This window comes from Oenococcus kitaharae DSM 17330 (assembly GCF_000241055.1).
GTDB lineage: Bacteria > Bacillota > Bacilli > Lactobacillales > Lactobacillaceae > Oenococcus > Oenococcus kitaharae.
In genome coordinates this window covers 1,491,321-1,503,364 of record NZ_CM001398.1, presented here as the reverse complement: position 1 = coordinate 1,503,364, position 12,044 = coordinate 1,491,321, and the positions used below count along the sequence as shown (strand labels likewise).

The window sequence follows — 12,044 nt, the reverse complement described above, 5'->3', positions numbered from 1 at the left end:
ATAAAAGAAATGGAAATTTTATCAGGCAAACAAAAAAGATATCTCCGCGCACAAGGCAACCAACTGCCAGCGGTTTTTAGTATAGGAAAAAATGGCTTAAGCAAGGTTTGGCTAGGAGAGGTGCTGGATGCATTGCGCGTTCGGGAATTGATTAAAATCAGTCTGCAGCAGAACAGCAGTTCTGATATTGATGATGCAATTAATTTTATTCAGAAAAATTCTCAAATCACGGTTGCCCAAAAAATTGGGCACACACTGCTGCTTTATTTACCTGCCACGAATCCGGATTATCAAAAAATTTCTCTTGAGGTAAATGAACTTGCTAACTAGTTTTTCATCAATGACAGCATTATCTCAGCCGGAGACCTCTTTGGATCGTCTTAAAGAAAAGCATCGGATTGGTATTTTCGGCGGGACTTTCAATCCTATTCACAATGGTCAGTTAATTGCTGCTGAACAAGTATGTACGCAATTAGGCTTGGATCGCGTTTATTTTATGCCTGACGCTGTTCCGTTTGGCGGTACACATGAGAATGCTGTTGAACCCTCAACACGGTCGGAGATGATTCGTTTAGCTATTCGTGGCAATTCTAAATTCGATATCGAGTTGACGCCGATTCATGATGGCGGACAACAGTCAACCTACAGCGTTTTAAAGAAATTGACGACTGCCCATCCAGAAAATGATTACTATCTGATTATGGGTGCCCATTTAATCAGGCAGATTTCGAGTTGGGATCAAGTCTCGTCTCTGACTAAATTAGTTCATCTAGTTGCAATTGAAGAGCCGGGTGTTGCCCGCAATTCTGATTTTCAGGCGATTTGGGTTTATGTGAATTGGTTAAATATTTCTTCGTCGGATATCAGATCTCGGTTACGCACTCGTCAATCTGTCCGCTATCTGATTCCGGATGTGGTTGCAGCATACATTGCCGAATACGGTTTATACCAAGGGAGGTTTTTGTAATGACTTATCCAAAATATGATCAGCTTTACCCAGAAATAAAAGCAGCTTTGTCTCGGGAAAGGTTTGAACACGTCGTACGAACCGGTGAGTATGCGGTTCATTTAGCAGAACTGAATCACTACGATACTGAAAAGGCTAGAATTGGTGGTTTGATTCACGATTATGCTAAAGAGCGTCCAGCCGATGACTTTTTGGCTGAGATTGATAAAAAACACCTGGATCCGGATTTGAAAAATTGGAATAGTGCCATTTGGCATGGCGTTGTTGGTGCTGAATTTGCTAAGGATGAACTCGGTATTGAAGATGAGGAACTATTGAATTCAATGCGCCGCCATACGACGGCGGACGTTGAAATGACCACACTTGATAAAATTGTGTTCATGGCTGATTTCCTTGAATTGGGCCGTAACTTTGCCGATACGGATGTGGCTCGTGATGTGACCGAACAATCATTGAATGATGGTGTGGCCTGGCAGCTTGAGTTTTCAGTGACACGGCTAGTCCGGAATCATCAAGCAGTTTATCCAAAAACAATTTACGCATATAACCATTGGGTTGGAGGAAAATAATTGACAAACACAGAATTACTGGAAAGAATTGTCACCGCTATTGATAGCAAGAAAGCAGAACGGATTGTTGCTTTAGATATTCAAAATATTTCATTCATTGCGGATTATTTTGTGATCGCAAGCGCAGATACGAACCGCCAAGTAAAAGCTATCGCGAATGAATTGATTGATCAGCTGAGCCAGGCTGACCGTGCCCCTTTGGAGGTAGAAGGCCTTAGCCAAGGCGATTGGGTCCTTGTTGATTTTGGCGATATCGTGGTGCATCTTTTCACTAGCGAGCAGAGAGATTATTATAAATTAGAGCATCTTTGGAGTGATGCAAAAACGATTGATGTTTCTAAGTGGGTGACGGTTGAGTTTTAATTCCCATGGCTGATAATTACTCAACGTTTGCCGATCTCTATGATTCACTGTTTGATCTTGATCTCTATGAGGAGTGGGCTTCTTTTGTGAAAGAACGCAGCACGGCCAGCCCGATGATTGATTTAGCTGGTGGATCCGGCAGATTGGGAGTTCTGCTATCACAATCCGGGTATCAGGTGACACTTATCGATTTGTCTGAACAAATGCTTGGTCTTGCTTCTAAACACGCCATAGAAAATGAAGTCCATTTGGATTTGATTCAAGCAGATATGACGGCAGATTGGGGGATACCTGATCAGTTTCCTCTCATTACTAGTTTTGCCGATTCATTGAACTATTTAGTTAATAAGCAGCAGTTTGCTAGAGCCCTGGCTCAGGTATTTCGGCATTTAAGTTCTGGCGGCCGCTTTTTGTTTGATGTGATCACACCTTACCAGGTTAATGTTCATTATGATAATTTCATGTATAATAATGACGATGATCCCGAGAAGATTTTCATGTGGAGCAGTTTTCCAGGTGATGAGAAGAATTCAGTGGATCATGATTTGAAGTTTTTCATTTATGATGAGCGCCTCGATGCTTTCAAATTGGTGCGGGAGGTTCATCATGAACAAGCATTCCCTTTGACTGATTACACACAAATGTTGAAACAGGCTGGTTTTGTCAATATTCAGATTTCGGCTGATTTTGGCAGGCAGCCGGTCGGACCAGACACGACACGTGCCTTTTTTTCTGCGGAGAAAGCATGAAGTCTGTCGGTCTCATAACTGAGTATAATCCCTTGCATAACGGCCACTTGTATCATTTGCAGCATGCCAAAGAACTGACTGGCGCTGATATTGTCATTGTACTGATGTCGGGAAACTGGGTTCAGCGCGGTTTGCCAGCAATTGTCGACAAATGGCAGCGCGCCCAGGCAGCCTTAACTGCGGGTGCAGATCTGGTTTTTGAATTGCCTTTCTATTATGCTGTGCAGTCGGGAGATATTTTTGCCGATGGTGCAGTCAAATTATTAGCGGATTTGCAGGTAGATACAATTGTTTGCGGTGCTGAGCATAGTGACACCGATTTTATTGCTTTAGCTAGGCAGGCACCTGATGATCAGGGACAAGTTCAATTTGACGCGAAGAATCAGACTTACGCCAGTAATTTTGCGACGGCTTTAGCTGAAAAAAGTGGTTTCTACCTAGAAGATGCAAATGATATTTTAGCATTCAGTTATGCACGAGCTATTCTCAATCAAGGATTAGAAGATCGACTGGCCTTGAAAACAATAGCTCGTGTTGGTGCCTCTTATCATGACGAGACAGCTAATACAGAAAGAATTGCTTCTGCGACTGCGATTCGAAAAATCTTAAGTCAAGGTGGCGATATATCAGCTTTCACGCCCATGAAGAACTTGGTTTTTAAAGAATATGAGACTGAATTGTTTCAGCTTCTCAGATATCGTTTGTCCACGGATGGCTACGGTCAGCTTCGTGGCATTTACCAGGTTAGTGAAGGGATGGAATATCTTTTCAAACAAGCGATGGAACAAAATCCGAAAGATTTTCAAAGTTTTCTGGCGATGATTAAGTCAAAGCGGTATACTTTTGCACGTCTGCATCGCGTCTTAGCTTACATATTAATGAATATTAAAGTAGACCAAATGAATCTCGCGATGAGTCATCCTTATCATCGCTTATTGGCTTTCAATGATGTCGGACGCAGTTATCTTCATGAAAATAAGTCGCAATTTGCCTTTCCAACCATCAGTCATTTAGATCAAAAACGGGCCGTGAAGGAACTTAATATCGATTATAAAGCCGGTCTCGTTTATCAGCAGATTATGGCTATCCCACAAGCACAGGATGTGGCAAGGACACCAATTCAAAAATGAAATTTTTAGTTCAACAATTGCAAAAATATCGTCAAAGCCCCTTGGTCATTGATGAACAGGTTGATTTATCAGCGCCTGCCAAAGAAAATTTTTCTGACCGTCTGCTGGATTTAATGCCAGTTCATGTGACCGGTGAAATTAGTTATGGGAAGAATGACCAAATCAAGTTGGATCTGCTCTTGAAGGGGACAGCAATTCTGCCTTCTGCCCGAAGTTTTAAGCCGGTTCAATATCAGTTTGAAATTCCAGTCAATGAATTGTATGTACAGGACGAGGAAACCTTGGACAGCTTTGACCATAGCGAGCAGGTATTTCTTGTTGAGAAGAATCAGATTGATCTTGATGCCATTATTTTGGAAAACATTATCACTGATTTGCCAATGACAGCATATACACCTGAAGAGACGGCGGATAACCCACTTTCTGGGGATGGCTGGCAGATAATCAGCGATGAAAACTATGTAGCACCCGAACAAGATGTTCAGGGGCCGCAGACGCAAAGCCTTGGTGACTTCTTCCCGGATGAACCAGAAAATAAAAAAGATAGGTAAAATAGTATTTTATGAGTAAAGAAAAAACAAGTATGTGGCAATTAGTTCGGCGTTTGATCATTTTCGCTTTAATTGCCTTGGAAGTTCTGCTAGTTTTTGGCGGCTATACTAAAAGCGGCAGAACCTGGCAGTGGATCGGCCAGTACATGGTTGGCTTCATGGACTGGATGGCTAATGATGTTTTTAAGTCGACAAACGGCATTGGGTTTGCGATTATAATCATTACAGCTGTGATTCGTTTAGTATTGCTGCCGATCATGTTCGACCAGCAGCGGCAAGGTACGATTCAGGCTGAAAAAATGGCCATGTTGCAGCCGCAGCTATCCAAGATCCAAGAGGCTATGAAAAAAGCCAGCACACAGCAGGAAAAAATGGCTATTAATTCAGCGATGATGGCCGTTTATCGTGAAAATAATGTTTCGATGATGGGCGGCATTAATTTTTTGTCTATGCTGATCCAACTGCCGATTATCTCTGCTTTATATACAGCCATCAGATTGTCGACCAGCGTATTGGCGACTGATAATATCAATCCGGCAACTTATAATTCTGGATTTTTGCTGAACGGCGCTCATTTTTTTGGTATTGCACTTTATCGTCCATCTTTGATTATTGCTGTGATTGCGGCCTTATTTTATGTTGGGCAGTCTATGATCAGCCTGAAAATGGCACCAGAGGCTCAACGTAAACAGATGCAGACTATGATCTGGATCAGTCCAATTTCCATTTTCTTCTTTTCGATATTTCAATCAGCGGCCTTGGGCCTGTACTTCTTGGTTGGCGGCTTTTTCGTCTTAATTCAATCTTATATTCTTCTGAAAATAAGGCCAAAGCTTCAAGAAAAGATTCGAAAAGAGTTTACAGTTAAGAATGTGGCTGATGACTTATTAGCAAAAGCGGGCAGCGACCAGCCAGCGGCAGAAGCGGTTAGCGCGTTTGCCAATAATAATGTAAACAATCAAAAGGGAAATGGGTCACAGAAAATCACTGATACCGGTGCAAGGAATGCCGGAAAACAGCACAGGAAGCCAAAAATATAATGGAAATTATTACGTCGAATCAGAATTCAAGAGTTAAGTTATGGACCAGCCTTCAAACGGCAAAGGGCAGGCAGCAATCCGGCAGTTACTTGTTAGATGGCTGGCACCTGGTTCAGGAAGCATTGAACCAAGCAGCACCAATTCAGGCTGTAATTGCGACCGAGGCACAAATGGATGAACATTTGGCCGATGTGCCGCAGGGTGTCCCTGCTTTTCAGGTGACTGACGAAGTGGCCCGCCATATTGCGAAGACAAACAATCCACAAGGTATTTTTGCGCAGACCAGTCTGCCTAACAATTCTTTTGATTCTAAGTATGTGCATGCCGGCCAGTGGCTTTTGCTGGATCGCATTCAAGATCCAGGCAACGTGGGAACGCTGGTTAGAACAGCTGATGCGGCTGGGTTTACTGGCGTGGCTCTATCTGTGGGTTCAGCCGATCCTTTTGGGCCAAAAGTTGTTAGAGCTATGCAAGGCAGCCAGTTTCATTTGAAAGTCATTAAGGATGTCGATCTGGCGACATGGATTGATGATTTGGAAGAAAATAATTACGATGTTTATGGAACAACGCTCTCTGATACGTCTGTTGACTATAAGACAGTCGTCCCAGAAAAATCCTTTGCGCTCATTCTAGGAAATGAGGGGCAAGGATTGGATCCCGAATTATTGGCAAAAACGTCTGCCAATTTGCATATTAATTTTCTCGGCAAGGCAGAATCTTTGAACGTTGCTGTTGCCGGCGGCATCTTAATGTTTGCATTAAATTGAATTTGCTTATAATATGTAAGTATGGCCGGAAGACTAGAATTAACAGAATCAGCATTTGAAATCCTTGGAAGAAAGTGGAATGGTTTGATTATTCAGACACTGCTTGACAGCCCAGACGGATCTTTGCATTTTACGGAACTATCTAGGACAGTGCATGCTTGCAGTGACCGTGTTTTGACAGTTCGTTTGAAAGAATTAGAAGACGCTGGTATCATTGAACGTGGTTGTTGTCCGGATAATGGCAAATTTGGCTACCGTTTGACCGAGAAGGGTTTTTCGATGCGGCCGCTCATGTCAGAAATTTCAAGCTGGGCAGCAAATAATATTTAAAAATTTGAGAAAGACTAGTAAGTCCTGACACGCAAAGCGAACCGGAACAGTGAGAGCCGGTGGTGGTGAAGGCTGAATTTCACTTTCGAGTATTTTGGTTAATCACCAACGGGTTGTTCCGTTATTGACAACTAGAGTTAGGAAATTTATTTCCTAAAAAAATGGGTGGTAACACGATAATTCGTCCCTTATGCTTAACGGCATAAGGGATTTTTTTATTAGTTAGGGCGAAAATGGATATCAAAGAGAAATTAAAAAGTTTGCAAGAAAGGGTTGTTCAACAGCTCAGTCTCTCGAAAACTGATGATGCGGTTGAAGACATCCGCGTTCATTTGTTAGGTAAAAAAGGCGATCTCACAAAAATTTTGAAGGGCCTTAAAGATTTGGCTCCGGATCAGCGGCCCTTAGTCGGCCAATTAGCTAATGAAATTCGACACAATTTGGAAGAGCAGATCGAAGACAAAAGAGCACGTTTAGCAAAAGCACTGCTTGATCGTCAATTAGCTGCCGAGCAAATTGATGTCACTTTGCCTGGAAAAACAGTCACAATCGGCACGAAACATGTTCTTCAGCAGATTCAGGATCAGATCGAAGATCACTTTATCAGCCAGGGTTTTCAGGTGATGTATGGGACAGAAGTCGAGACCGACGAATTTAACTTTGCTCGTATGAATCTGCCTAAAGATCATCCGGCCCGTGATATGCAGGATACTTTTTATTTGACGCCAAATATCCTGCTCCGGACTCAGACTTCAGCCATGCAGGCACGTGCGATGGACAGACATGATTTTGCTACAGGCCCTCTGAAAATGGTCAGTCCTGGAAAAGTTTATCGGCGTGATAACGATGATGCGACCCACTCCCACCAGTTCCATCAAGTTGAAGGCCTTGTAGTGGGCAAGGGGATCACACTCGCAGATTTGAAGGGCACCTTGCAGGCATTAACTGATGAACTGTTTGGAAAAGGCCATGCAATGCGTTTTCGTCAGAGCTATTTTCCTTTTACGGAACCTAGTTTAGAAGTTGATATTAGTTGGAATATCGTTGATGACCAGACCCCAGCAGAGGACATTCGCTGGATTGAGGTTTTGGGTGCTGGAATGGTACACCCTAATGTCTTAAAGATGGCTCATATTGATCCAGAAGAGTATACGGGTTTTGCCTTTGGTTTGGGTCCGGATCGCTTTGCCATGATTAAATACGGTATCGACGATATTCGCAATTTTTATCTAGATGATCTTCGTTTCCTAAAGCAATTCAGTCAGGTGGGCAAATAAATGAAAATTTCAGTTAATTGGATCAAAGAATTTATGCCGGATTTTCCGGTAAATAATGAGGCGGATGCTCAAAAAATTTCTGACAAACTGGCGTTGACTTCGACGGAGGTTGAGGACAAAGGTTATCAGATTCCGCAATCTACAGGGCTCGTTGTCGGGCAAGTGCTGGAAGTACGGTCAATTGAAAATTCGACCCATTTGAAGATCACGATTGTCAATGCGGGTAAGAAAGATTATCAAGTTGTCACCGGCGCACCAAATGTGGCCCAAGGCCAGTTGGTTGTTTTGGCATTGCCAGGTGCACATTTGCCAGAAAATAAGCTGATCGAAGCAACTGAGCTGGATGGCCAAATTAGTCAGGGAATGCTGGTGTCACTGCAGGAAATTGGTTTTGATGATGCCATTGCGCCAAAAAAACATGAAGCTGGTATTTATGTTTTTCCAGCTGATTCAGAGGTTCAGCCTGGCGATGACGCTGTGAAGGCTCTGGGCATTGACGATTTGATGATTGACACAGAGCTGACTGCTAATCGTGGTGATATGCTGTCGATTAGAGGCAATTTGTACGAATTTTCTGCTTTGTTTGAAAAAGACTTCAAAAAAATTGACTTTGATCTGCAGGAATCTGATCAAACCGCTGCTTCACAAATTAGTGTCAGCGTCGATCCAACTTTGGCAAATCCTTATTATCTAAGGATCGTTAATCATGTAACCGTTAAGGAAAGTCCATTATGGCTGCAGCGGCGGCTTTGGAATTCCGGGATTCGTCCGATAAATAATTTAGTGGATGTGACAAATTATGTCATGCTGCTTTTGGGACAGCCCATGCATGTTTTTGATCTTGATCAATTACACCATCATGAGATCAGAGTGGCTTTGTCGTCGGACGAGACGATCACAACTTTAGATGGTGAAAAACGCCAACTGAAAGCTGGCGAGGATATTGTTGTCTATGATGGTCAGGATCCGCAGATGCTAGCAGGAGTGATGGGCGGATCGCAGTCTGAAGTGACTGAAAATACGCACAATGTGGTTTTGGAATCGGCTGTTTTTGATCCTGTTTTGATCCGTAAAACAGCTCGCCGTTTTAATCTCCATTCACAAGCAAGTCAGCGTTTTGAACGCGGTATTGATGTCAGCAACTCACATAAAGCATTGGATTATGCAGCTGCCTTGATTAAGGACCTGGCTGGTGGCGAAATTGCTCAGGGAGTGATTGAAGCACAGGCTGATATTGCTAAAGAAAAGCGGATTGCCATCTCATTAAGCGATATTAATGGTTATTTAGGTACGCAGGCCAGTCTTGACGATGCGGCAGATATTTGGCGGCGGCTCTCTTTTGCATTCGAACAAGAAGGTGAAAATTTCCTTGTCACGGTCCCGCAACGCCGACCAGACATTACGATTAAAGCTGATTTAATCGAGGAATTTGTCCGTATTTATGGTTACGATAAAATACCAGCTCATCTGCCACAGGCTGTCAATCAGAAATCCGGCCTGACCGCGGATCAAAAATTGGACCGATCGATTCGAGGGATTTTATTAGCCCTAGGTTTGACACAAGCAATTTCATATTCGCTCACCACAAGGGAATTTGCCTCACAATTTACGTCTCAAGCCCATCCACTGGTCAAATTAGCCTATCCGATGAGTCAGGAACACGCCGTGATGCGCCAATCTGTCTTGGCTACGTTGATTCAAGCAGCCGCCTATAATGCGGCAAGAAAGATATCTGATATCCGGCTTTTTGAAACAGGCGATGTTTTTTACGGGCGTCCAGATAACGATCCTGATCAACTGCCAATCGAAAAGCAGCAAATTGCTGCGGTAATTTCCGGACAACCGGCAGCTGACTGGCATCACAGTAATCAAGGCTATGATTTTTATGATATTAAGGGTTTACTGTCAACATTACTGGACAAGCTGAACTTGAAAGGAAAGATCCATTTTCAAAAATCCCAAAGCCACACTGAGATGCATCCTGGGCAGACGGCAGATATCTATCTAGATGATCAGTACTTAGGCTTTGTCGGACAAATTAATCCGCAATTAGCTAGTCAATACAAGCTGGGACGGACCTTTGTTTTCCAGCTGGATAATAATTTGATTCATGACCGATGCCAGCATGGCACTGATTATCGTCCACTAGACAAGTTTCCTGCGATTGAACGCGATCTTTCGCTGCTAGTGGATCAAAACCTGCAGGCTGCTGATATTGTTTCGATTATTGCCAAGAATGCTGGCGCTTATCTGCGCCAGGTTAACTTGGTGGATGTCTATGAAGGTACTGAATTGGGCCAGCATAAAAAATCACTTTCATATCGCCTGCAGTTTGTTAATCCAGATGCAACTTTGACAGATGAAATTGTTAATGCCGCAATGACGAGAATTAGTACAGCACTTTTTGATCAATTGCAGGTCACGACAAGATAATTTTTGCTAAGCTTGTAGATATGAGGAAATCCATTTGGCGTATACTCCCGCCGGTCACGATGACGCTTTTTGTATTAACGGTTGCCGTTTACCTGCTGCAGATTCTGTTTGATGGTTTTTTGATTTTGTCCTCAGGACAGCCGGTCAGTGTTTTTTATTTAGTTTCCCGATTCATTAACGGCCCTTCAATCCAATCTTTGGTGCTCTTAGGCGGCGGTGTTGACAGCCTTTTTATGTCCGGCGAGTGGTATCGCGCTTTTACGCCTATCTTCCTTCATGCTTCGTTGATGCATATCTTTTCAAATATGCTGACACTGGTGATTGTAGGGCCTTTTGTTGAAAAGCTTTTTGGCAAAGGGAAATTTCTTTTGATTTATTTGATCACGGGAGTTTGGGGAAACCTGTTAACGTTTATTTTTGACCCTAATCCCAACGTTGTCTCTGTTGGGGCATCAGGCGCATTATTCGGCCTTTTTGGCGTGATGATTGTGAGCGGCTGGTATAATCGCAATAATTTTGTTTTTAGACGTCAGCTCATCATTTTTGCTGCCTTGGCTGTATTCAACCTAATTGGTAATCTTAACGATCCTAGCGTGGATATTTGGGCTCATATCGGCGGATTGATTTCCGGCAGCTTGTTAGCCATCATATTTGATTTTCCAACTTCGGTTTATGGCCGTATCAAGCAGCCGGCTCGAATATTGGCCATAATTGTGCTGCTTCTGCCTTTTGTCTATTTTGCTTTTAGAATGAAAATTTTATGAGAATCATTTGAAAGCGCTTGTGTTTATTGGAAAAAAAAATTAATCTATTAATGAGGTAATTATGGCTAAAGATAAATTAATTGGTGTCGACCTTGGCGGTACGACCATTAAATTTGCTATTTTAACGGATACAGGAGAGATACAGGAAAAATGGTCGGTTCCGACTAATATCTTAGACAATGGTTCGCATATTGTCCCTGATATTATCGATTCCATTAATGCCCGGCTGGATCTGCTGAAGCTGGATCGCGATCGTATTATCGGTATTGGCATGGGCACACCCGGCACAGTTAACCGTGAGAAAGGGACTGTCGAAGCGGCTTACAATCTGAACTGGAAAAATGTTCAGCATGTCCGCGACCAAATTCAGAAAAGCACTGGTTTGAATTTCACAATGGATAATGACGCTAATTCGGCGGCCATTGGCGAGCAGTGGAAGGGCGCTGGGGAAAACAACCCTAACGTCTCCTTCATTACCCTTGGTACCGGTGTTGGCGGCGGTATTATTGCCAACGGTCAAATGGTTCGCGGCGTCTTTGGTGCCGGCGGTGAGTTTGGTCATATGGTTGTCCAGCCGGGCGGTTATTTGTGCACCTGCGGCAATCACGGTTGTTTGGAACAATATTGCTCAGCTACTGGTGTTGTTCATTTGGCACGTGATTTTGCTGATGAATACGAGGGTGATTCAAAGCTGAAAGCAATGCTGGACAATGGGGATGAAGTAACTTCTAAAATTGTCTTTGATTTGGCCAAGGGCGGCGACTTTTTGGCTAACGAAGTTGTTAACAAAATGGCCTATTATCTAGGTTATGCAACAGCAGCTTTGTCTAATATTTTGAACCCAGCTTACGTTGTTATCGGTGGTGGCGTTTCGGCTGCGGGTGATTTTCTGCTTGACAAGGTCAAAGCTAATTGGACGAAGTACGCTTTTTCATCAGTTCGTTCTTCAACGAAGCTTCGCTTGGCAGCTTTGGGAAATGATGCTGGTGTTATCGGTGCTGCGAGCTTAGCTAGAGAATTTATTGAAAAATAAGCTTTCGTGCTTCAAATTCGTATCATTATTTGGTAAAATGATTCAGTTGGCTTCGCTCCTGTCAGAGCCTA

14 protein-coding genes are annotated in these 12,044 nt (G+C 43.1%); all 14 read left to right on the top strand.

Annotated features, from left to right (window positions below):
- The first annotated feature begins 9 nt into the window (after positions 1-9).
- Positions 10-330 (top strand): YhbY family RNA-binding protein, encoded by a 321-nt coding sequence (locus OKIT_RS07565; protein WP_007746632.1) that lies wholly within the window; start codon positions 10-12, stop codon positions 328-330.
- Positions 314-967, top strand: coding sequence for a nicotinate-nucleotide adenylyltransferase (nadD, locus tag OKIT_RS07560; RefSeq protein ID WP_007746631.1), 654 nt, complete (start codon positions 314-316; stop codon positions 965-967). Before OKIT_RS07565 ends, nadD begins: the two co-directional genes overlap by 17 nt.
- Positions 967-1,536: a bis(5'-nucleosyl)-tetraphosphatase (symmetrical) YqeK gene (yqeK, locus tag OKIT_RS07555; protein ID WP_007746630.1), complete on the top strand. Its 570-nt coding sequence runs from the start codon at positions 967-969 to the stop codon at positions 1,534-1,536. Before nadD ends, yqeK begins: the two co-directional genes overlap by 1 nt.
- Positions 1,537-1,899 (top strand): ribosome silencing factor, encoded by a 363-nt coding sequence (rsfS, locus tag OKIT_RS07550; RefSeq protein WP_007746629.1) that lies wholly within the window; start codon positions 1,537-1,539, stop codon positions 1,897-1,899.
- 5 nt (positions 1,900-1,904) lie between these two features.
- Complete coding sequence (locus OKIT_RS07545; RefSeq protein ID WP_007746628.1) at positions 1,905-2,648, top strand: class I SAM-dependent DNA methyltransferase; 744 nt, start codon at positions 1,905-1,907, stop codon at positions 2,646-2,648.
- Positions 2,645-3,778, top strand: a complete 1,134-nt coding sequence (locus OKIT_RS07540) for a nucleotidyltransferase (protein WP_007746627.1) — start codon at positions 2,645-2,647, stop codon at positions 3,776-3,778. The genes OKIT_RS07545 and OKIT_RS07540 overlap by 4 nt, the downstream gene beginning before the upstream one ends.
- Positions 3,775-4,329, top strand: coding sequence for a YceD family protein (locus OKIT_RS07535; RefSeq protein ID WP_007746626.1), 555 nt, complete (start codon positions 3,775-3,777; stop codon positions 4,327-4,329). The genes OKIT_RS07540 and OKIT_RS07535 overlap by 4 nt, the downstream gene beginning before the upstream one ends.
- Before the next feature lie 11 nt (positions 4,330-4,340).
- Positions 4,341-5,369, top strand: coding sequence for a membrane protein insertase YidC (yidC, locus tag OKIT_RS07530; RefSeq protein WP_007746624.1), 1,029 nt, complete (start codon positions 4,341-4,343; stop codon positions 5,367-5,369).
- On the top strand, positions 5,369-6,136 hold the full coding sequence (locus tag OKIT_RS07525; RefSeq protein WP_007746622.1) for a TrmH family RNA methyltransferase: 768 nt from the start codon (positions 5,369-5,371) through the stop codon (positions 6,134-6,136). The genes yidC and OKIT_RS07525 overlap by 1 nt, the downstream gene beginning before the upstream one ends.
- A gap of 21 nt (positions 6,137-6,157) precedes the next feature.
- Positions 6,158-6,466: a winged helix-turn-helix transcriptional regulator gene (locus tag OKIT_RS07520; RefSeq protein WP_007746620.1), complete on the top strand. Its 309-nt coding sequence runs from the start codon at positions 6,158-6,160 to the stop codon at positions 6,464-6,466.
- Between the two features lie 233 nt (positions 6,467-6,699).
- Positions 6,700-7,743, top strand: coding sequence for a phenylalanine--tRNA ligase subunit alpha (gene pheS / locus OKIT_RS07515; RefSeq protein ID WP_007746619.1), 1,044 nt, complete (start codon positions 6,700-6,702; stop codon positions 7,741-7,743).
- Positions 7,744-10,176, top strand: a complete 2,433-nt coding sequence (gene pheT, locus OKIT_RS07510; protein WP_007746618.1) for a phenylalanine--tRNA ligase subunit beta — start codon at positions 7,744-7,746, stop codon at positions 10,174-10,176.
- A 20-nt stretch (positions 10,177-10,196) separates the two neighbouring features.
- Positions 10,197-10,940, top strand: a complete 744-nt coding sequence (locus OKIT_RS07505) for a rhomboid family intramembrane serine protease (RefSeq protein WP_028291702.1) — start codon at positions 10,197-10,199, stop codon at positions 10,938-10,940.
- Between the two features lie 61 nt (positions 10,941-11,001).
- On the top strand, positions 11,002-11,973 hold the full coding sequence (locus OKIT_RS07500; RefSeq protein ID WP_007746616.1) for an ROK family glucokinase: 972 nt from the start codon (positions 11,002-11,004) through the stop codon (positions 11,971-11,973).
- The last annotated feature ends 71 nt before the right edge of the window (positions 11,974-12,044 follow it).